The 23,087-nt window shown below is 37.8% G+C and carries 18 protein-coding genes; 17 read left to right on the top strand and 1 reads right to left on the bottom strand.

Translation table 11 applies throughout. The features are described 5' to 3' along the window. The first annotated feature begins 151 nt into the window (after positions 1-151). The 6 genes from fliS (at position 152) to prfB (ending at position 7,069) form a co-directional block, all read left to right on the top strand. Positions 152-562 (top strand): flagellar export chaperone FliS, encoded by a 411-nt coding sequence (fliS, locus tag ACIQZA_RS24025; RefSeq protein ID WP_402884397.1) that lies wholly within the window; start codon positions 152-154, stop codon positions 560-562. Positions 563-774: 212 nt separating this feature from the next. Continuing rightward, the gene (locus ACIQZA_RS24020; protein ID WP_402884396.1) at positions 775-1,158 is read left to right on the top strand and encodes a PilZ domain-containing protein; all 384 of its coding nucleotides are present in this window, start codon (positions 775-777) and stop codon (positions 1,156-1,158) included. Positions 1,159-1,316: 158 nt separating this feature from the next. Further along, complete coding sequence (gene hpf, locus ACIQZA_RS24015; RefSeq protein ID WP_132360578.1) at positions 1,317-1,868, top strand: ribosome hibernation-promoting factor, HPF/YfiA family; 552 nt, start codon at positions 1,317-1,319, stop codon at positions 1,866-1,868. Positions 1,869-2,349: 481 nt separating this feature from the next. Beyond that, positions 2,350-4,860, top strand: coding sequence for a preprotein translocase subunit SecA (gene secA, locus ACIQZA_RS24010; protein WP_142509105.1), 2,511 nt, complete (start codon positions 2,350-2,352; stop codon positions 4,858-4,860). 426 nt (positions 4,861-5,286) lie between these two features. Then, the gene (locus ACIQZA_RS24005; protein WP_400936167.1) at positions 5,287-5,832 is read left to right on the top strand and encodes a competence protein ComK; all 546 of its coding nucleotides are present in this window, start codon (positions 5,287-5,289) and stop codon (positions 5,830-5,832) included. 132 nt (positions 5,833-5,964) lie between these two features. Next, positions 5,965-7,069, top strand: a protein-coding gene (gene prfB / locus ACIQZA_RS24000; RefSeq protein WP_402884394.1) for a peptide chain release factor 2 whose coding sequence is annotated in 2 segments (ribosomal slippage) — positions 5,965-6,039 and positions 6,041-7,069 — 1,104 coding nt in all. Because the reading frame shifts where the segments join, the coding sequence is not laid out codon by codon here. Positions 7,070-7,358: 289 nt separating this feature from the next. On the opposite strand, the gene ACIQZA_RS23995 is transcribed toward prfB, so the two are convergent. After that, on the bottom strand, positions 7,359-7,868 hold the full coding sequence (locus ACIQZA_RS23995) for a competence protein ComK (RefSeq protein ID WP_132360585.1): 510 nt from the start codon (positions 7,866-7,868) through the stop codon (positions 7,359-7,361). 225 nt (positions 7,869-8,093) lie between these two features. Between ACIQZA_RS23995 and ACIQZA_RS23990 the strand changes: the two genes are divergently transcribed. The 11 genes from ACIQZA_RS23990 (at position 8,094) to ACIQZA_RS23940 (ending at position 22,053) form a co-directional block, all read left to right on the top strand. Beyond that, positions 8,094-8,336, top strand: a complete 243-nt coding sequence (locus ACIQZA_RS23990) for an IDEAL domain-containing protein (protein ID WP_274068068.1) — start codon at positions 8,094-8,096, stop codon at positions 8,334-8,336. Positions 8,337-8,655: 319 nt separating this feature from the next. Continuing rightward, a complete protein-coding gene (uvrB, locus tag ACIQZA_RS23985; protein ID WP_142509102.1) occupies positions 8,656-10,635 on the top strand; it encodes an excinuclease ABC subunit UvrB in 1,980 nt (659 codons plus the stop codon). A 7-nt stretch (positions 10,636-10,642) separates the two neighbouring features. After that, positions 10,643-13,507, top strand: coding sequence for an excinuclease ABC subunit UvrA (gene uvrA, locus ACIQZA_RS23980; RefSeq protein WP_402884392.1), 2,865 nt, complete (start codon positions 10,643-10,645; stop codon positions 13,505-13,507). Between the two features lie 560 nt (positions 13,508-14,067). Further along, on the top strand, positions 14,068-15,261 hold the full coding sequence (locus tag ACIQZA_RS23975) for a DUF4097 family beta strand repeat-containing protein (RefSeq protein ID WP_400936176.1): 1,194 nt from the start codon (positions 14,068-14,070) through the stop codon (positions 15,259-15,261). Positions 15,262-15,535: 274 nt separating this feature from the next. After that, the gene (gene ftsE, locus ACIQZA_RS23970) at positions 15,536-16,222 is read left to right on the top strand and encodes a cell division ATP-binding protein FtsE (RefSeq protein ID WP_142509099.1); all 687 of its coding nucleotides are present in this window, start codon (positions 15,536-15,538) and stop codon (positions 16,220-16,222) included. After that, entirely contained in the window at positions 16,212-17,096 is an 885-nt protein-coding gene (gene ftsX / locus ACIQZA_RS23965; RefSeq protein ID WP_142509098.1) for a permease-like cell division protein FtsX, read from the top strand. The genes ftsE and ftsX overlap by 11 nt, the downstream gene beginning before the upstream one ends. Before the next feature lie 76 nt (positions 17,097-17,172). After that, positions 17,173-18,492: a murein hydrolase activator EnvC family protein gene (locus ACIQZA_RS23960; protein WP_402884390.1), complete on the top strand. Its 1,320-nt coding sequence runs from the start codon at positions 17,173-17,175 to the stop codon at positions 18,490-18,492. Positions 18,493-18,525: 33 nt separating this feature from the next. Continuing rightward, positions 18,526-18,720, top strand: a complete 195-nt coding sequence (locus ACIQZA_RS23955) for a hypothetical protein (RefSeq protein WP_402884389.1) — start codon at positions 18,526-18,528, stop codon at positions 18,718-18,720. 372 nt (positions 18,721-19,092) lie between these two features. Then, the gene (locus tag ACIQZA_RS23950) at positions 19,093-19,716 is read left to right on the top strand and encodes a hypothetical protein (protein WP_402884387.1); all 624 of its coding nucleotides are present in this window, start codon (positions 19,093-19,095) and stop codon (positions 19,714-19,716) included. Positions 19,717-19,757: 41 nt separating this feature from the next. Then, positions 19,758-20,351 (top strand): redoxin domain-containing protein, encoded by a 594-nt coding sequence (locus ACIQZA_RS23945; protein ID WP_402884385.1) that lies wholly within the window; start codon positions 19,758-19,760, stop codon positions 20,349-20,351. Positions 20,352-20,604: 253 nt separating this feature from the next. Further along, positions 20,605-22,053 (top strand): S41 family peptidase, encoded by a 1,449-nt coding sequence (locus tag ACIQZA_RS23940; RefSeq protein WP_400936186.1) that lies wholly within the window; start codon positions 20,605-20,607, stop codon positions 22,051-22,053. The last annotated feature ends 1,034 nt before the right edge of the window (positions 22,054-23,087 follow it).

Genomic DNA, 23,087 nt, shown 5'->3' with positions numbered 1-23,087 from the left:
GTGAATTGTGATAACACAATTCAAAATCCAGACGCATTGTTTATCTGTGTGACAGCAACAATACCGCAGAGGCGTATTTGAGTTATTAGCTTTTCTTCATAAAATGGTTTAAACTAGTAGAAAAGTAACATTTCAAAGGAGTTGTCCTTTATTGGCAGCAAATTTAACAGCACAAAATGCATACAAACAAAATAGTGTTACAACTGCTTCTCCTGGCGAGCTGACGTTAATGCTTTATAATGGTTGTTTAAAGTTCCTACATAAAGCAAAACATGCGATTCAAGAAAAAAATGTCCAGGAAAAAAATACGAATCTTATAAAAGCACAAGCGATTATTAGTGAGCTTATGGTGACATTAAATATGGACATCGAAATATCAAAAAATATGTTTGCACTCTATGAATATATGAATCGTCGTTTAGTCGAAGCAAATATTCAAAGTGAAGTCGCTATTATTGAAGAAGTTGAGGGATTAGTAACAGAATTCCGTGATACATGGAAGGAAGTTATTCGCATCAATCGACAGCAGCAATTCGGTCAGGGAAACACTGGACAAATTTAGATAACACAAGAGATCATCAATTCCTGATGGTCTCTTTTCTTTACAAGAAAAACGGGACACGGCATTTATATCATACAAAAGGGAACCTATTAATTAGGTATAAAACAGGTCTTTAATCAGTAAAATATGTTACTTATTCCCTCTAGATGTAAAACATGCATCGTGTCATAATCAAGCTAAATAGATGTTTCGAATAGTATTGGAGTGGGTATATGATATTTAAGCGCCAAGAAGGCTTTCGATTTAAGTTCGATGAGCCTGTTAAAATGACTTTTGCGATATATGAGGATGGAAGAGTGAATCAAGCGCAAACGGCAATGGCTGATTTGCTTGATATTAGTCCACGAGGTTTAAAGATGTTTACTGAAGTGGATTTAGGTGTTAATCCTCCTCCTTTAGATTTACGCTTTGTTCTTGATTCTAGAGAGGTACGAGCTTATGGTGAAATAATTTGGAGCCGTCCTTTTGGCAAGGGCAAACAATATGGCGTGAATTTTAATGATCAAGAATCGGTTGAGGATTTGATTGTCGAAGAGTTGAAACTACGCCGAAGAAGAGAAGCTGATGAGGCAAAACTAAATAGCATTAATTCATAAAGTGAAACATTCATCAGTGGGGATTTTGTCAACCCATATCAGCAGATGCTACACATTATTGTAGGAAAAATTTTTTTTGAAAAAAAGAATTATTTTAGAGGAATTTCGCACACTTCTGTAGAAATATAAAGTATAGCAGTTATAAAGGAGGAGTTTACATGTTAAACTTTAACATTCGCGGTGAAAATATTGAGGTAACTCCAGCTATTCGAGAGTATGTTGAGAACAAAGTCGAGAAAGTTGAACGTTATTTTAACGAAGATGTTAACGCCAACGCTAACGTAAATTTAAAGGTTTATAATGACAAGCAAACTAAAGTGGAAGTTACAATTCCAATGAAGAACTTAACTCTTCGTGCAGAAGAGCGTCATAATGATATGTATGCTGCGATTGACTTAATCGTTGATAAATTAGAACGTCAAATCCGTAAGCATAAAACAAAAGTAAACCGTAAATTCCGTGAGCGTGAAGGTACAGGCCTTTATTTTGCTACTTCTCAAGCAGCAGCAGATGCATCAACAGAGGAAGACGAATACTCTATTGTTCGCACAAAGCAATTTGATCTAAAACCGATGGATCAAGAAGAAGCTGTCTTACAAATGAATATGCTAGGGCATGATTTCTATATCTTTACAGATGCAGAATCAAACGGCACAAATATTGTCTACAAACGCAAAGACGGTAAATATGGCTTAATTGAAACAACTTAAACTTTAATATGCACAAGGGCTCTCGCGAAAAGCGGGAGCCTTTTTATCTTCATTCAGTAGGAATTCCTGCCTCAATAGTAGTGGGGAATATATCTTTATCAAACAACTTTTGAATGAAGATAAGACTCTAGCAGATATCACGGATTTTGAAAGGAGGCACTATAAGGATGTTAGCCTAAAACCGTCGCTTCCTGGGACAACGACTAAAGGACCTACATCGGTGCCGCTGTCGCTACGCTTTTGCGCAAAAAAGATCTGCCGCTGCCGCTACGTTAGCACTGCGCTTTCGCACAAAAAAGATCTGCCTGGCCTAAACACAATTCAAAATCCGGACGGCATTGTTTATTTGTAGTGACAGCAACAACAATTACGCTAGGGCGTAATTGATATGATTTCCTTTAATGCTAGGGACTCTGTTTGCATGAATCTGTTATACAATGGTAAAATGAAAGTTGAGACTATATAGGAAGTGAAAAAATTCATGGTAAACCTATTAAATAAATTATTTGATTTCAATAAACGTGAACTAAAAAAATTAGAAAAAATCGCTGACCAGGTTGAGGGATTCGCTTCTCAAATGGAACAGCTTTCAGATGATCAATTACAAGCGAAAACAGAAGAGTTTAAAAAACGCTATGCGGACGGAGAGCATTTAGATTCGATTCGTGCGGAAGCTTTTGCGGTTTGTCGAGAAGGGTCAAAGCGTGTGTTAGAGATGTACCCATTCCGAGTGCAAATTATGGGTGCTGCGTCATTAGATGAAGGTAATATTGCGGAAATGAAAACCGGTGAAGGTAAAACGTTAACGGCTACAATGGCTGTTTACCTAAATGCCATTACTGGTAAAGGTGTACATGTTGTGACAGTCAATGAATATTTAGCGAGTCGTGATGCTGAAGAAATGGGGCATTTGTATAATTTCTTAGGCTTAACGGTTGGTTTAAACTTGAACAGCCTATCAAAAGAAGAAAAACGTGCAGCCTATGAAGCTGATATTACGTATAGTACAAACAATGAGTTGGGCTTTGACTATTTACGTGATAATATGGTGCTTTATAAAGAAGAGCGTGTACAACGTCCGCTACATTTTGCAGTAATCGATGAGGTTGACTCGATTTTAATTGATGAAGCGCGTACGCCATTAATTATTTCGGGTCAGGCTGGGAAATCGGCGCAGCTATATAAACAGTCGAATGCATTTGTTCGTATGTTAAGTGCAGAAACAGATTACACATACGAAGAGTCGACAAAAGGTGTTACGTTAACAGATGCTGGTGTTGAAAAAGCAGAGAAAGCATTTGGCATTGATAATCTGTTTGATTTAACACATGTGCGTTTAAACCATGCGATTAACCAATCGTTAAAGGCACATGTAAGTATGCATAATGATGTTGATTATGTTGTACAAGAGGGCGAAATCATTATTGTTGACGGCTTTACAGGTCGTTTAATGAAAGGTCGCCGTTACTCAGATGGACTACATCAGGCAATCGAGGCCAAAGAAGGCGTAGAGATTCAAAATGAATCGATGACGATGGCAACAATTACGTTCCAAAACTACTTCCGTATGTATCAAAAGCTTTCGGGTATGACAGGTACTGCGAAAACAGAGGAAGAGGAATTCCGTAATATTTATAATATGAGTGTTGTCGCGATTCCTACGAATAAGCCGATTGCTCGTGATGACCGTCCGGACTTAATTTTTGCTTCGATGGAAGGGAAATATAAAGCGGTGGCGGCAGATATTGCAGAGCGCCATAAAGCTGGACAACCAGTTCTTGTAGGTACGGTCGCAATTGAAACATCTGAAATAATTTCGAATTTATTGGATAAACATAAAATCCCACATAACGTCTTAAACGCGAAAAACCATGAGCGTGAAGCCGAGATTATTGCGAATGCAGGTACAAAAGGTGCAGTAACAATTGCAACAAACATGGCTGGTCGTGGTACAGACATTAAGCCTGGAGAAGGTGTAATGGAGCTTGGTGGTTTAGCGGTAATTGGTACGGAGCGTCATGAATCTCGTCGTATCGATAATCAGCTGCGTGGTCGTTCTGGTCGTCAAGGGAACCCAGGTATTACTCAATTCTATCTATCACTAGAAGATGAATTAATGCGTCGTTTTGGCTCCGATAATATGAAGAACATGATGATGAAATTAGGGATGGATGATTCACAGCCATTACAATCTAAAGTTGTTTCAAGAGCAGTAGAATCAGCTCAAAAACGTGTTGAAGGTAATAACTTCGATGCTCGTAAACGCTTATTACAATATGATGATGTGTTACGTCAGCAACGTGAGATTATTTATAAAGAGCGTTACGACGTATTAGAAACAGAAAATATGCGTGTGCTTGTAGAGTCTATGATTCAAGAAACGATCGACAACATTGTCGCATTGTATACGCAAGGTGAGCAAAAAGATTGGCATTTAAAAGCAATTGATGACTTTGTCGCAGCAAATCTATTAGATGAAGGCGATCTAAAGGTGGAAGATTTCCAAGGTAAATCCGCAGAAGAGATTAACCAGCTAATTTCTAACGCTGTCCAAACGCGTTATAATGAAAAAGAAGAACAGCTTACACCAGAACGTATGCGTGAATTTGAAAAGGTAATCTTACTTCGCTCAATTGATACAAAGTGGATTGATCATATTGATGCAATGGATCAGCTACGTCAAGGTATCCATCTTCGTGCATATGGTCAAAATGATCCACTTCGTGAGTATCAACAAGAGGGCTTTGCTATGTTTGAGGATATGGTCGCTTCCATTCGCGAAGATGTAGCAAAATATGCGATGAAGGCAGAAATCCATAATAATTTAGAGCGTGAAGAAGTTGCAAAAGGTCAAGCTGTTAATCCGAAAGAGGATGGCGGCTCAGCTCCGAAAAAGCAACCTGTCCGTAAAGCTGAAAATGTCGGACGTAATGATTTATGTCCATGCGGAAGCGGTAAGAAATTTAAAAACTGCCATGGTGCAGCTCAATAATATTCGAAAAAGATCATTTTAACTGTATGTTAAAATGGTCTTTTTTTCGATGCTTTAGGATATTTTCACGATCCGCCTGCTGCTAGCTAAGACTAAAGCGAATGTGCGAACAACCGCAAGTTAGTAAGTAGGAGGTTTTTTCAAGCAGCGTTTAAATGAGTAGGAATATTAGAAAATTCAAAAAGAGGTATATGATACTACAACAATAGGTAAATAGTTCAATGAAAAGGGTAATGTTTATAACTTTCTTGTGATTTATTATGAATATGTGAATAGTTGAAAAGTTTTGGGTATTTGAGTCTGTTTTTAAATAAAGGGGGGATTTATGGATATATATAATCCTCGAGGAAACATTGGAGTTTACCAATATATTTATTAGTATACTCCTTTTTACTAGAAAAACATACAATTTTGAGGAGGATTGACATGCATAGTGATGACATTATGAGTAGTAAAACGATGCTGTATATACCGGAATATGATGCCAATGGTAACTTGGGTACACGTGTAATAGAAAGGGATCGCGAATATATATCAAAATTAGCGCCGACAAAATTAATGGATTATAATCTACGTTATTTCGGTTCTAGCTTAAGAGGGGCTTTCGATGGATCAAGAATGATACTTGGAAAGTTGAATAAAAATCCAATAGTTGTTCATGAACAAAGTAATATTGTATGGTTTCCAAGTAAGTCTTATTTACGACGTGACTGTAAATGGTTTGCTGTTCATCATATTCAGGACTATCTAGCTATCGATAAAAAGAATACAAAAGTAATTTTTATGAACGGCTATGAAACTAATGTGGATCTAAGTGTTAGATCATTTGAAAACAGAATTCAAAGAGCTTTTCTACTAAAATATAAACTGGAAAAACGAACAAAGAATTTATTAGTTCAATATGATCAAGGTAAAGTATTTCAACGTATGGCAAACGATGTTATCTTTGAGGATGAAGCTGAAAAAGACTGAAACGAATGCTGAGGTTGTAAAAAAGTATGTTTTCCGCTGTAAAAACGTTATAATAAAGAGACCGGGGCTTTAAAAATGAAGTATCAGTATTTTAAAAGTTTGCCCCATAAATAATGTTCGGAGGATTTAACAATGATTGAATTAGCAGATGTACGTAACGCGTTAGACACTTCAGCCAAAAAATTGGCGGATTTTAGGGGGTCTCTTTGACTTAGAAAACAAAGAGGCACGCATTCAAGAATTAGATGAAATGATGCTTGAGCCAGGTTTCTGGGATGATCAGCAAGGGGCACAGGTAATCATTAATGAGAGTAATGGCTTAAAGGCAACTGTTAATGAGTATAAAGATTTATTAGAAACATATGAGAACCTAGATATGACGTTAGAGCTATTGCGCGAAGAGCCTGATGAAGAATTGCAGGAGGAGCTAGGCAATGAATTAGTAGATTTCCAGCAAAAAATGGGCGATTTTGAGCTGCAATTACTATTAAGCGGTCCATACGATCAAAATAATGCAATTTTAGAGCTGCATCCAGGAGCAGGTGGTACGGAATCTCAGGATTGGGGCTCGATGCTGCTTCGTATGTACACACGCTGGGCGGAAAAACGTGGCTTTAAAGTCGAAACAGTTGATTATCTTCCAGGCGATGAAGCAGGGATTAAATCTGTAACATTGTCCATTAAGGGTCATAATGCTTATGGCTATTTGCAAGCAGAAAAAGGTGTCCATCGTTTAGTACGTATTTCACCGTTTGACTCTTCTGGTCGTCGTCATACATCGTTCGTTTCTTGTGATGTTATGCCTGAATTCGATGACAATATTGAAATTGATATTCGTACAGAGGATTTAAAAATTGATACGTATCGTGCAACAGGTGCAGGTGGTCAGCATATTAATACGACAGATTCAGCTGTTCGTATTACGCACATTCCAACTGGTACTGTCGTACAATGTCAGGCAGAACGTTCACAAATTAAAAACCGTGAAAAAGCAATGACAATGTTAAAAGGGAAACTTTATCAATTAGAGATCGATAAGCAGCAGGCACAGCTAGATGAAATCCGTGGTGAACAGAAGGAAATCGGCTGGGGCTCACAAATTCGTTCCTATGTATTCCATCCATATTCAATGGTGAAAGATCATCGTACAAATGAAGAAACAGGTAATGTAGGAGCGGTGATGGATGGTGATGTAGATCCATTCATTAATGCATATTTACGTTCAAAAATTGGCTAATGAAAGCCTCTCAGAGACACAATGTAATTGTGCTTTGAGGGGTTTTTTAGTTACTAAATCAATTGTGCCTCGGCATAATTGTGATTGTGTCCGGAATCGGCTTTGTATTTATTACAAAGAACTCCTTGCCGTTTCCGTGATATCCGCCGGAGGCTTAACTTCTATCAGCGGATGTTGGAACACCCGCTGATAAGTGACTTAAAACCGTATTCATCTCACCACCTATAGGGGTAAGTGACTTCTGTACCTGTCGCTACGCTTTCGGTCAAAAGACATGTGCTGAAAGAAGTTAAAAAGGTGGATGATACGGAGCGTCTTGGCTAATCTCCTTGCGTTCATTCATGTAATGTTTATAGAGCATCGATGCATTGACAAATTGCTTGCTGATTGAAGCATATTGAATAGGTAGCTCAATCTGTTTATCATTTTTCAGTGTGACGATACAGCCCGTTTTACTCGCTACAATATTTGAAATGGCGTGAAGTCCAATCCAAATATTGTGGATAGAGTTTGGAGAATACGTTGGTAGAAAAATACAAGGATAACCATAATCATAAGCAACAACGATTGGAAGCTTATGTTGATTGCCGAAAAAGCGTTTGGCGGAATGTCTTGCTGCTTCATAGGTTGTTCCGAGTGAGATACAAGATTTTCTTAATATATGCATTGGTTTCCTGGTGACGATAAGCTCATTATGCTTATCAATTACCCGTGTGAAAATTTTAGAATCATACTGCATTGGCTGAAGTAAATAGGTGTTGAAAGACATTAAATACCCATTGATGTAGTTTGCTGACATCTATGTAAACCTCCCTTTTCTATTTGTTATTGAAGTGTAGAACATAAAATTGAATTCTGAAAGTATAGACAAAAGGAGAAAACCGTTGATATTTCAAGCGATTGTATAGAGAAATTGCTTGAAATTGCACGAGATTAATAGTAAATCGAAGTGATTTTCAGTTCTTAAGCATTGCATTTTAACTTCAATTTTCTTATAATTTAGAAAAGGATCGAGGTGAGATCGTTGGATAAATATTATTCGTATACAGATTTTCTAAAAGCCGTTGGTCAGTCAAAGAAAGTTGATGAGGCAGAGAAATTATTAAACGAGATTTATTTAGATTTATTTTTAAATCATATCCAGCGTATGCATCGTGAAGAGCAGCTCATGGTTCTGATAGATAGAGCACTCGATGAAAAAGATGAAAATGCATTTCATCTATACGCAGCCGAACTAATAACCTTACACCAAGATGCAAGTGAATAATATGACGAGCCCGCTCTCCACTTATTGGAGAGCGGGATTTTTTTGCTATTTTTGTGCCAGCTGATCAGATTTACCGGTAATAACCCGAGATTCCCACTAAGGTAATGCATTTACATTTTTCCATCTCGATTAGCTAACATTTGGAAAGGGTAATCTATTGATAGATAGGTTGTAATTAGTACATACGTTCTATCGCAATTACCTTAAATAGAGTAAACGGAAAAATTTTTACAAACATTCGTTCGTTAAATGTTCGAAATTTAAATAATGCTATGCTAAAATATATGTATCAAATTGGTAGGAAAGGACGGGGACATGTGTGCAAACATTTGATTTACAAGCGCCATATACGCCTGGTGGAGATCAACCACAGGCAATTGCGGAATTAGTGGAGGGTGTACGTGCAGGTAAACGTCATCAAACGTTGCTCGGTGCAACAGGAACAGGAAAAACGTTTACGATTTCTAATGTCATTAAACAGGTAAAAAAACCGACACTTATTATGGCACACAATAAAACATTAGCAGGTCAATTATATAGTGAGTTTAAAGAGTTCTTCCCTAATAATGCAGTTGAATACTTTGTCAGCTACTATGATTACTTTCAGCCAGAGGCATATGTACCGCAGACGGATACTTATATCGAGAAAGATTCAAGCATTAATGATGAAATTGATAAGTTGCGTCACTCTGCAACATCCTCATTATTCGAGCGTGATGATGTCATTATTATAGCATCCGTGTCCTGTATATATGGTCTAGGTTCTCCAGAAGAATATCGTGAAATGGTCGTATCGGTGCGGACTGGAATGGAAATTGAACGTAATCAGTTGCTTCGAAAATTGGTCGATGTACAGTACGAGCGTAATGATGTGAGTTTTACACGTGGGACGTTTCGGGTGCGTGGAGATGTAGTGGAAATATTCCCTGCATCTCGTGATGAGCATTGTATTCGCGTGGAGTTTTTTGGGGACGAGATCGATCGAATTCGTGAGGTGGATGCGTTAACTGGTGAAATATTAGCGGACCGTGATCATGTAGCTATTTTCCCAGCATCCCACTTCGTTACACGAGAAGAAAAAATGCTAAAGGCCATTGAAAATATTGAAAAAGAGTTGGAGGAGCGTTTAACTCTTTTACGTGCAGAGGATAAATTGTTAGAGGCACAGCGTTTAGAGCAACGCACTCGCTACGATTTAGAAATGATGCGTGAAATGGGCTTTTGCTCAGGTATCGAAAACTACTCGCGTCATTTAACATTGCGTGAAGCGGGGGCAACTCCATATACGCTACTCGACTATTTCCCTGAGGATTTTTTACTTGTTGTCGATGAAAGTCACGTTACGTTACCACAAGTTCGAGGGATGTATAACGGTGACCAAGCACGTAAAGGTGTGCTAGTTGAGCATGGATTCCGTTTGCCATCAGCACTAGATAACCGCCCTTTACGTTTTGAAGAATATGAGAAACATATACATCAAGCTATTTATGTATCAGCAACACCTGGCCCATATGAGCTTGAGCATTCTCCTGAAATGGTGCAGCAAATTATTCGACCAACAGGGCTACTTGATCCACAAATTGACGTACGTCCTATTGAAGGGCAAATAGATGATTTAATCGATGAGATTCAAGGTCGTATTGCTCGTAATGAACGAGTGCTTGTAACAACATTGACGAAAAAAATGTCAGAGGATTTATCGGCTTATTTGAAGGAAATGGGCTTGAAGGTGGAGTACTTGCATTCCGAGATTAAGACGTTAGAGCGAATTGAAATTATTCGCGAGCTTCGCAAAGGTACTTATGATGTTCTAATCGGTATTAACTTATTGCGAGAAGGGCTAGATATTCCTGAGGTTTCGCTTGTGGCGATTTTAGATGCTGACAAGGAAGGATTTTTACGTTCAGAGCGCTCACTCATTCAAACAATTGGACGTGCTGCACGTAATGCCAATGGTCATGTCATTATGTACGCAGATAATATGACGGATTCGATGAAAAAGGCGATTGAGGAAACGAAGCGTCGCCGAAAGCTGCAAATGGCGTATAACGAAGAGCATGGCATTACACCGAAAACGATTGTTAAGAAAATTCCTGATGTTATTCGTGCGACACAGGTGGCAGAGGAAGAAGAGTCTTATGTAACGAAGGCAACAAAAGGTAAGAAGCTGACGAAGGCGGAAAGAGAGCAATTACTTGCAACTCTGGAAGTAGAAATGAAGGAAGCGGCAAAAGCACTCGATTTCGAACGTGCTGCTGAGCTGCGCGATACAATATTTGAATTGAAGGTAGAAGGGTGAATGGCTTGTGAAAAATACTGAAATTGTCGTGCAAGGTGCACGAGCTCATAATTTAAAAAATATTAATGTCACAATTCCACGCGATCAATTAGTCGTGTTAACAGGGTTATCGGGCTCAGGGAAATCATCATTAGCGTTCGATACGATTTATGCCGAGGGCCAACGTCGTTATGTTGAATCCCTTTCAGCTTATGCCCGTCAATTCCTTGGTCAAATGGATAAACCAGATGTCGATGCAATAGAGGGATTATCTCCTGCTATTTCAATCGATCAAAAAACGACGAGCCGTAACCCACGTTCAACAGTTGGGACAGTAACGGAAATCTATGATTATTTACGTTTGCTATTTGCCCGCATCGGTAAACCTATTTGCCCTAATCATGGTATTGAAATTACGTCCCAAACGATTGAGCAAATGGTCGATCGTTTATTAACTTATTCAGAAAGAACGAAAATGCAGTTGCTTGCTCCGATGGTATCAGGGCGTAAGGGAACGCACGTAAAGCTACTGGAAGATTTAAAAAAGCAAGGCTTTGTTCGGGTACGTATCGACGGTGAGCTACGTGATTTAGATGATGCAATTGAACTTGATAAAAACAAAAAGCACTCAATAGAAGTAGTCATCGATCGTGTTGTGATGAAGGAAGGTGTCGCGGCACGTCTTAGTGATTCTTTAGAGACAGCATTACGTTTGGCAGATGGGCGTGTACTTGTCGATGTGATGGAACATGAGGAATTATTATTTAGTGAGCATCATGCTTGTCCTTTATGTGGATTTTCAATCGGGGAGCTAGAGCCTCGCATGTTTTCATTTAATAGTCCGTTTGGAGCTTGTCCAAGCTGTGATGGTTTAGGCTCAACACAAGAGGTAGATCTTGATTTAGTAGTGCCTGATTGGGACCGTAGTTTATTAGAGCATGCTATAGCACCGTGGGAACCAACAAGCTCTCAATACTATCCACAATTATTAAAGGCTGTGTGCGATCATTATGATATTCCAATGGACGTCCCAGTAAAGGATCTTCCGAAAGAAAAGATGGATAAAATTTTATATGGTTCTGGTAAAGATAAAATCCACTTCCATTATGAAAATGAGTTTGGCAATGTGCGAGATCAAATGATTGAATTCGAAGGTGTTGTCCGTAATGTGGAGCGCCGTTTTAAAGAGACAACGTCTGACTACGTGCGTGAACAAATGGAAAAATATATGGCGCAGCAAGCATGTCCATCTTGTAAAGGTTATCGCTTAAAGCCTGAAACATTAGCTGTAAAATTAGCAGATAAACATATTGGTGAAGTAACACAGTATTCGATTCAAGAAGCTGATACATTTTTCAAAGAGCTAGATTTATCAGAAAAGGATATGAAAATTGCTCGACTTGTTTTACGCGAAATTGAAGAGCGACTTGGCTTCCTTGTCAATGTAGGGTTAGATTATTTAACGTTAAGTCGAGCGGCAGGAACACTTTCAGGGGGAGAAGCGCAACGAATTCGCCTTGCGACACAAATCGGCTCGCGTTTAACGGGCGTACTCTATATTTTAGATGAGCCATCCATCGGCTTGCATCAACGTGATAATGACCGTCTTATCAGTACATTGCAAAATATGCGTGATATAGGCAATACGCTTATTGTTGTTGAACACGATGAAGATACAATGCTGGCGGCTGATTATCTCATTGATGTTGGTCCTGGTGCAGGTGTGCATGGCGGCCAAATTGTAGCGGCAGGAACACCGCAGGAAGTAATGGGAAATGAAGATTCTTTAACAGGGCAATATTTAAGTGGCAAGAAGTTTATTCCACTGCCAATTGAGCGACGCAAACCGAATGGGCGCAAATTATCAATTAAAGGTGCTAAGGAAAATAATCTTCAAAATGTGAAGGTGGATGTGCCACTTGGTTTATTTGTTGCAGTGACAGGTGTTTCAGGGTCAGGTAAATCAACGCTTATTAATGAAATTTTATATAAGTCATTAGCTCAAAAGCTTAATCGTTCAAAAGTGAAGCCAGGAGAACATAAAGAAGTAACGGGAATGGAAGAGCTCGAAAAGGTAATTGATATTGACCAATCACCAATCGGTCGTACACCTCGCTCTAATCCAGCTACGTATACAGGCGTTTTTGATGATATTCGAGATGTTTTTGCCACAACAAACGAAGCAAAGGTACGTGGCTATAAAAAAGGTCGCTTTAGCTTCAACGTTAAGGGAGGCCGCTGTGAGGCTTGTCGTGGTGATGGTATTATAAAAATTGAAATGCATTTCCTACCAGATGTTTACGTGCCGTGTGAAGTCTGTCATGGGAAGCGTTATAACCGTGAAACGCTTGAAGTGAAATATAAAGATAAGAGCATTGCAGATATTTTAGATATGACGATTGAAAATGCAGTAGTATTCTTCGAAAATATTCCGAAAATCCAGCGTAAGCTACAAACGATCGTGGATGTAGGATTAGGCTATATGAAATTAGGACAACCTGCTACAACTCTATCCGGTGGTGAGGCACAGCGTGTGAAATTAGCCTCTGAATTACACCGTCGTTCAACAGGTAAATCATTCTATATTTTAGATGAGCCGACAACGGGCTTACATGCGCATGATATTGCACGTTTACTCGTTGTTTTACAGCGTCTTGTAGAAAATGGCGATTCCGTGCTAGTAATCGAACATAATTTAGATGTCATAAAAACAGCAGACTACATTATCGATTTAGGACCAGAAGGTGGAGATAAAGGTGGTACTATTGTTGCGACAGGTACACCAGAAGAGGTCGCTGAAGTAAGTGGCTCTTATACTGGGAAATATTTAAAACCGATATTAACAAGAGATCGTCTACGTATGGAAGCTGTTTTAGCCAAAGCTTCTCAATAAAGTCCCAAAAAGTTCGTAAATTTCCTAAGGAGATTTGCGAATTTTTTTACGATAAGGGGCATACTGCGAAGGGGATGTCGATAAAAATTAAAAGTTGGGTGATAAAACGTAAAAGTTAGTCGATAAACTTCAAAAGTTGGGTGATAAAACGTGAAAGTTAATCGATAAACTTTAAAAGTTGGATGACATTCTATTAAAACGTATGTCATGTGAATAAGTTGATTGGAGTGGAGGCTGGGCGACTCCTCGGGGATCAGCAATAGAGGAACGAAGGCGTTATCACATCCTGTGATAACGCCTTCGTGACCAACATCGTGTTGGCCCGAGACCCTGGAGCGAGCTTTGCGAGTGAAGCGGCTCATCGGACGCCCCCAGGAAGCTTTGCTCTGTGCGAAAGCGAAGCGGCAGCAACAAAGGGCCCAGCCGGAACGGAAATCAACCACACGTTATGGTAATGAGCCTAAAATAAGATATATTCCCAATTTTTCGTTTTTTGGTGAAACTTTTCACAATGTGTTTCGTATAAATAATATAACGAACTGAGGGAGGCTATTTTTATTATGCAAAATGAACGTCAACGAATTTTAGAACTTGTGGAAAAAGGAACAATTTCAGCGCAAGAGGCGATTACATTATTAGAAGCATTAGAGCAACCTAGCAAGTCCACTCAAAATGTTATGAATGATGTGGTAAATGAGGACCAGTATTCCTCAACAGAAAAAGAGTCAGTATTTAAAGATGAGAGTCAAAACGAACAACAATCGCCAAAAGACGAAGATTACTCTAAATATTTCCAAGAAGAAATGCGAGATTTCCGTAAAGATTTAACACAAATTGGTTCCCTCTTTATGGATATGATGAATACGGCAGTAAAAAAGGTTAAAGAATTTGATGTAACTTCTCCATTTGGTGATAAATTCGAGTTTACACATACGGAAGAAGTTTCAGCTGAACGTGTAGACAAAATAATTGCTGAATTACCGAATGGCAATTTTTCATTAGAAACTGCTGAAGGAGATAGCTTCCAAGTCATTTGCAAGGTAAAGGCACCTCTTGTTAATGATAGTGAAGAAGAAACGCGCGCTAACTTCTTAGAGCAATTCGTTGTCAAAGAAGATGGAGATTCATTACGAATTTTAAGTCAACTTAAGCTTGTTCAAGTAAATGTTAAAGTACTTGTTCCAAAGGATAAATTAGAAAAATTATCAGTACGTTTAATGAACGGTAGTGTTACTTTACAAGATACGGATTTCGAGCAATTAAAAGTAAAAACATTAAACGGTGCGATTAAAGGCTCTAAGTTTAACTTTGGAAAGGCAGAAGTAGATTCGTCAAATGGTTCCATTGAATTAACAAATGTTCGTGGTAAAGATTTAGAGGCTGAAACATTGAATGGCCGTGTCTATTTAGATGGTGCATTGGATGAAGTTGCAGCAAAATCGGTTAATGGACATGTTGTTGTCACTACTTGCTCAACTAATTCATCGAAAATCAAAGCACAAACAGTCGCAGGAGCTGTTGAATTGTATGTGCCACGTACAATATCGTTAAGCGGTAAAATTGTTACGAATTTTGGTAAAGTAGATGTTGGTATTCAAGACGCTTCAAAAATTGAATCACAGGATCAATTTTTATCAAAAGTAGTACGTTTTGATAAAGAAATAGAGAATGCTAATCGTTTATTTATTGAAGGTGAGTCTAAAACAGGTGCAGTTTTAGTACGCTATACAACAACTGACGAGCAGCATATTTAACTAATTAAAAGCATTCAGGCTAAGCATAACAGCATAGCTGAATGCTTTTTTGCTGTTTGAAAACATAAGAAAAGCAGAAATCGACTTTCCACTATTGGGCTCGATTTCTGCTTTCTTGTATGTCGAGTTTATGTTAGTTTTGTGGCAATGAAATAACGAAATAGCAGGAACTACCACGGAATGAAATGAAACTGTAATAATAAAGGGAGAAATAGAGTGCTATAATAGAGAACGAAATACCTCTTACATGGTAAGAGATTTAGGTGGTTTAAATATGATAGAAATGAAGAATGTGACAAAGAAGTATCCAAATGGCGTTGTTGCGACAAATGGGATTTCTGTTAACATAAAGCAGGGTGAATTTGTCTATGTTGTAGGTCCAAGTGGTGCAGGTAAATCTACATTTATTAAATTAATGTACCGCGAGGAAAAAGCTACTTCTGGAGAAATCACTGTTAATGGCATAAATTTAGCAGAATTGAAAAATAAAAAGGTACCTTTTTTACGCCGCCAAATTGGTGTCGTTTTCCAAGACTTCAAACTGCTACCTCGTTTGAATGTTTATGAAAATGTAGCGTTTGCACTAGAGGTAATTGAGGAAGACCCAATAGAAATTCGCCGTCGGGTAATGGAAGTTTTAGAGCTCGTGGGGCTAAAGCAAAAGGCAAGAATGTTCCCTAATGAGCTTTCAGGTGGCGAACAGCAGCGCGTTTCGATTGCACGATCTATTGTGAATGTGCCAAAGGTCGTTATTGCAGATGAGCCTACTGGAAATCTTGACCCTGAGACATCATGGGACATTATGAATTTATTCGAAGAAATTAATGCAAGAGGTACAACTATTGTGATGGCAACCCATAACCGTGAAATCGTAAATACGATTCGTCGTCGAGTAATTGCAATTGAAGGCGGAATGATTGTCCGTGATGAGCACGGAGGTGACTACGGCTATGAAATTTAATACAGTAAAACGCCACTTCCGAGAAAGTGTAAAGTCTCTTGGTCGTAATAGCTGGATGACTATTGCCTCAGTTAGTGCAGTTACAGTTACATTAATATTAGTAGGCGTATTCGCGCTTATTATGATGAACTTAAATAAAGTAGCATCTGATTTAGAGAACGATGTTGAAATTAAAGTGTTAATTGATGAGACAGCAGATAAAACTGGTGAAAAAGCGCTCATGGAAAAAATAAAAAAATTGCCAGATGTCGCAGAGATGACTTATTCGACAAAGGAAAATGAATTAACGAAATTAGTAAAAGATTTTGGGGACGATTTTAAACTATTTGAGCAAAGTAATCCATTACGTAATGTTATTTATGTGAAGGCTTCAAATCCTCAACAAACAGCTACTGTTGCTAAAAAAATTGATAAATTTGAGTATACATATGACGTTATGTATGGTGAAGGCAAAGTAGAAAAACTATTTAATTTCTTAAATATTAGCCGCAACGTAGGGATAGTACTTATTTGTGGATTATTGTTTACAGCAATTTTCTTAATTTCTAACACGATTCGAATTACTATTATTGCACGTCGTGATGAAATAGAAATTATGAAACTTGTTGGAGCAACGAATTCGTTCGTGCGTATCCCATTTTTATTAGAAGGAATGTGGCTCGGAATTTTAGGTTCTATTATTCCGATTGCGGTCATCGCAACCCTTTACCACAATATATATAGAATTATTGCGCCCCGATTAAAAGGCGAACTTGTTCAAGTACTTGATTTCTCACCTCTTGTGTACCAAGTAAGCGGTCTACTATTACTCATCGGTGTACTAATTGGTATTTGGGGAAGTTTCATGTCCGTACGTAAGTTTTTAAAAATCTAGCTTTCGTTAGGCTCCACAAGTTGTGTTAGCCGGAATGACAATCAACCAAAATAATAGTCGAAAAGGAGTTCAACCGGTGAAAAGTATGGCGAAAAACTCATTGAAAACACTTGCTGCAGCATCTGCATTATTTCTTTTTATCCAAACTCCATCAGCGTATGCAACTAGTTTATCGGATTTAAAAGATGAAAAAAAACAAATTGAATCAAAGAAAGATGGCTTAAATTCATCCATCAATAATAAAACAAATGCTATTAATGCAAATGAAAACAAGCAACAAAAATTATTAGATCAAATTCAATCATTAAATGCTGAAATTGATAAAACAAATGGCAATATCAAAAATGTGAGGGCGGAAATCCAATCTACAAATGCAGAAATAAAAACATTAGAAGATTCTATTGCGGAGCTTTTGCACAAAATTGAAGAGCGTGATTTATTGTTAGAGGATCGTGCCCGTGCAATTCAGGCGGGTGGCTCGGTTAGCTATTTAGACGTGTTACTTAGTTCTAATAGCTTCGTAGATTTTATCGATCGATTCTCTGCTGTCAATGCATTGCTTGAAGCGGATCGACAAATTATCCAGGATCAAAAAGATGACAAGCAAAAATTAGAGGAACAAAAGCAAGTCTTAGAAAGTAAACGTCAAAAGCTCGAAGATAAAAAAGCTGAGCTTGATCGTTTAAAAGCATCATTGGATAGACAGAAAGCTGAGAAAAATAAATTAATTGATCAATTAGAAAAAGAGCAAGAAAAGCTGAAATCAGAAAAAGTATTGCTTGAGAAAGAATATTCTGAGGCCCTTGAGGTTAGTGCAGAATTACAACAAAAAATCATCGATGAACAAAATCGATTAGCTGAAATTGCTCGTCAACAAGAAGCGAAACGTAAGGCAGCCGCTGCTGCCGCAGCTAAGGCAGCTAATTCAAACAATAGTGGTGGTGGGTCAGGATCAGGATCTTCAACAGTGGATGCCCCGCAATCGAATGGTACATGGATTAAGCCAACAAATGGTCGTTTAACATCACCTTATGGCTGGCGTAATATTGGTGCAGGTCCAGAATTCCACTATGGAGTCGATCTTGCAAATAGTACAGGCACGCCAATTTGGGCAGCTGCTGACGGTGTTGTTGCCTATGCTGCACCACTTAGCACGTATGGTAATGTTGTTATCATTACACATTCTATCAATGGCGAAATTTATACAACAGTGTATGCACACTTAAATTCTTTCAATGTTAGTGTTGGTTCAGAGGTATCCCAAGGTCAGCAAATTGCAACAATGGGTATGACTGGACGCGTAACAGGACCGCACTTACACTTCGAAGTGCATATTGGCGCTTGGCGTGGACAAGCAGTCGGTAGTGTAAACCCATTGAAATATATTCCAGTATAAAAATATTGAAAGCTATACATTAGGATTACGCTAATGTATAGCTTTTTTATATTTCTATTAAACTTCTATAATATTGATTGGGTATCGACAGATCAAGATGAAAGCGAATGTTCGACACTTCTACCAACAAGATTTGTTAGTCAAGATGTCAATAAACTGAGGAAGATTGGCAGTCAGTCAGCGCAAAATATTGGGGAATCTTCACATTATGCGCTTAGAAATGATTGATAGAAAAGGCAAAGTGACGGATAGAACTATCGAAATGATGGATAGAACGTCAACTGAGTTCATGTAGGTAGGAGCAGTCTGAATAACGTTTGGGAAAGCAACATAATATGCTCATCTCGATTTTTGAAGTTTAATATATACTCATCTGTACTTATTTTATTAGCAGATGCATAATTTGGAAGCCTTTTTCCTAGTATGCCATCATTTTATGTAATATATTTGTAGTGTGAATACCTAGATGGGTATTTCAATAGAATTGTTTATCAAGAGTCTATTCTTTGATGTTTCAGGAAGATTTTTTGAACACGGTGTGAAATGACAGTTCATATAAAGATTATATGCTATGCTGTAGCTATCTGGAGGATTTATTAGATGAATAACACAGAATGGTTCTCTATTCGAGCACTAACATTACCAGCAACAGCTGTTGCTCTACTTGTGGCCTTTTTCATTGTATGGCTAGTTTTACGGGTACAATTTTCTAAGAAATGGGCGGGGGTATATGGTGACGCGGTCTTTACCTTTATTGTCGTTTGGAAATTTAGCATAATTGTCACTGATTTTAAAGCTGTTATCGCTCAATCATTTTCGCTCCTTTATTTTAATGGTGGAACAATGGGTGTCTTATTAGGGGTAATGGCAGCGTCGTTACAGCTTTGGTGGAAGCGACAACAATTTCAGTTTGACGCAACTGGAGTCGCTGCCTGTAGTTGGGCAATCATTTTAACGCAATCGATTTATCAATGGCTTGTAGTGTTACTAAATGATAATCAAACCACTAGCGAAGTGATAACTTTACTTGTGCTAAGTACACTAACAGTCCTCATATTATGGAAAATAACAGCTATCAACCGTGCTTTATTTTTATATACGATTGGTTTTATGATTGTTGCTCTCTTTCAGCCATATGGTTTATGGCAACCGGCAGTAAGTGTGAGCGTCATATTACTTATATTAGGTATAGTGATTCAGCGTTTTGCTGGCACGTCTAAATGATACGGTTCAAAATAAAGTACTAAATTATTGGGAGGTAAGGAATGAAAAAAAATATTGGGCTACTTATCGTTGTATTATTAGTAGCTGTGATGATTGGTACATATGTTAAACAGCAGATTGATAAGGATCGTGAAATTGAAACAACTTCTCTTGGAAAAGAAATAGATGAACGAAAGATTGGTTTAAGCAATGGAGATACGCCACCGGATTTTACTTTAACAAGTTTGGATGGTAAAAATGTAACTTTGAGTGAGCTTCGTGGAAAAAAAGTTGTGTTAAACTTTTGGGCAACATGGTGCCCACCGTGTAAGGCAGAAATGCCACATATGCAAAATTATTATGAACAATATGCTAAAAAAGATAATGTAGAAATAATAGCTGTCAATTTAACAAGTGAAGAACGAGATGTTACAGCTGACGCAAAAATAGATTCTGTGATGACATTTAGAGATAGCTTTGATTTAACATTTCCTATTTTACTTGATCAAGACCCGAAAAACTCAATTGGCATTGCCTATCAAATATTGACGATTCCTACAACCTATTTTATTGATTCAAATGGATATATTCAACGTGCTATAAAAGGGCCGATGAATGTAGAAATGTTAAAAAAATATGTAGATGGATTAGACTAATCAAATCAAAGAATCTGCTCCTTTTCTTAAAAGAAACGAAGCAGATTTTTTATTTGTTTATAAAGCGCCCACGATTCGTGATGGGTACCCGCGATTGTCGATAGAATACCTGCACTAGAAATCAAATACTCACGATATGCAATAGAATACTCTTGAAACAAAAATCATAGTATTCAACAAATTATTTTGAAGTTTAATCTTGTATGTTTGAAAAATAAACTTCATACAGTAGAAGAGACGGAGGAGGGAAGGTTTGCGCAAAATAATGGCTGGTGTCGGTGTGCTTGCTAGTAGTCTATTGCTAGGTAGTGGAGTTTATTTTGACTGGTTTAATTTAGGGGATAAAAAGGAGCCGGTCGTTACAGAGGTTGATTCGATTAATGAAGCGTTGAATTTAATTGAGGAAAAATCTGTATACAGTACGAAAAAAGATGTTTTGGTGGAGGGGGCACTTCGTGGTATGGCCGATGCTATAAAGGACCCTTATAGCACCTATTATTCGAAGGAAGAGGCGGAACAGCACCGACAAATGTTAGCCGAGGAAAGAGTAGGCATAGGGATTGAGCTATCTGAAAATAACGGAAAATTTATTGTTGTATCTCCAGTCCGTTCGTCCCCGGCAGATAAGGCAGGAATGCGCTCTCTCGATGAAATTGTACAAGTTGATGGCGTTCGGGTAGATGGAAAAACGATGAGTGAATTAATGCATTTAATTCAAGGGGAGAAGGGGACGAAAGTAACTATTGTCGTCTATCGTCCAAGTGAAGATAAACATATTAAAATGACGATGGAACGAGCTGCAATTTCTAATAAAACAGTAACGAGCGAAGTAGTGAACGTAGAAAATACTCCGCTAGGTTATGTGGAAATCTCACTTTTCGGTGAGAAAACAGCAAATGAGTGGGTTGCCGAAACGAGTAAATTGCTTCGAAAAGATATAAAAGGGTTAGTGATTGATGTGCGGGATAATCCAGGTGGTTATTTACATAGCGTCGCAGCGCTACTGAGCACAGTATTGGAGAAAGGCAAAGTGTTTGCCTATATGCAAAATGCTGAAGGTGCTATGGAACCATTAAAAACGGAATCAAAAAGCTTTGATGAAAAGTATTTACAGACAATGTACAAGATACCAATTGTTGTTTTACAGAATGCGGGCAGTGCATCTGCTAGTGAAGTACTTAGTGGCGCTTTAAAAAGCTGGGGACGTGCCTCCCTTATTGGTGTCAAGAGTTTTGGAAAGGGAACAGTTCAGGAGTCTTGGTCCCTGAAAAATGGTGGAGAGCTTAAACTGTCCACAAATAAATGGCTAACGCCAAAGCGCGAATGGATTCATGGGCAAGGTATTGAGGCTAATTTAGTGGTTGAACCAAATGAATTATTCGCTTTCCAAATGCATCCATTATCAGGGAAATTTAAAGAGGGAGATATGAGTGAAGAAATTGCTTATACGCAAAATGCTTTGAAAAAGCTAGGCTTTAAAATTGCTCGTTTAGACGGTTACTTGGATGAATCGACGGAGGAGGCAGTTAAACTTTATCGGGAGGATAAGAAATTGAAAAAGGCAGAAGATAATTTTAATTTGGACACTACCTTCTTTAACAGCTTAAACGAAACGTTGAAAAAATATAAAGAGGACCGTCAAAATGATTTACAGTTCCAAATGGCGACAAGCTTTTTACTGCACAATATTAAAGGAGAATAATAAATATTAGGTATGTTGATTTTAAGAAGGTAGATCGGTAAAAGGATTTTTTGTTGATATTTTGCTTGCCCCATTTTTAGTTGATTGTAGCGGAGAGCTACTTCGTGCTCTTGTCGCAGAGCGAAGCTTTCCACAGAAAGCGAGTAGCCCGTTGTAGCTTTAATCATTAGGTCTAATTAAATTTATGATAGTAACCTTGATATAGGAGCATATCTAAAGAGCATGTTTTGAAAAAATCGATCAAAGCATGCTCTTATTTAATTATAAATAAGTTGTATTATTTTTAAAACCTTAGTTCACTAAAGCCCTCATTAGCTTAATAAGGAAATGTAAAAATGATTTTCTTATGACTCATATAGGAGTGGTAATATCGTGATTGCAGCATTTGATTGTGTCAGGAAGTTGAATCCAAATGTCACAAGAGCTTATCCTCATTCTTCATATGCTTCTTGTAAAGTATCAAAACTATAGTTTGCATCAGAAGATACATCTTTTCTTTTTCCGCAATTCAATTGGTCCCTAAAAAACAATGTACTTTCTTATTTTAATCATTTTATAAGTGGAGATCTTTTTAATTTTATCCCCTTATTGAACTAAACTGAATTTTAGATAACAATAAAACATTAAATTTACTAGATTGTGAGTCTAATATTAATTTGTTTTCTAAAACATATTAAATAGGTAATTTCTCAGTGGAATGAAAAACTACCGATTTTTTTAGAGAAAAGTATTGACCTTTTTAAATTAAGAGTGTAGTATTATACAAGTCGTTAAGACAGCTACTGAAAAACAACTAAATTAGTTGTTGACATAGAGTTTGCGACATGGTATTATATAAAAGTTGCCGCTGAGAAAACGGCAACGAAATGAACCTTGAAAACTGAACAAGCAAAACGTAATCAATAAAGTTTTTACTAGCTAACCTCGAGTTAGTGAACAAAACAAAATTTTGGACATCAAACATGATGCCAGCAAAACAATTTGAGCTAATCAAATTTCTTTTTATGGAGAGTTTGATCCTGGCTCAGGACGAA

Source organism: Lysinibacillus sp. NPDC096382 (genome assembly GCF_044762845.1).
Taxonomy (GTDB): domain Bacteria; phylum Bacillota; class Bacilli; order Bacillales_A; family Planococcaceae; genus Lysinibacillus.
Note: the sequence above shows the minus strand (reverse complement) of the source record. Positions and strands in the feature narration are given on the sequence as shown.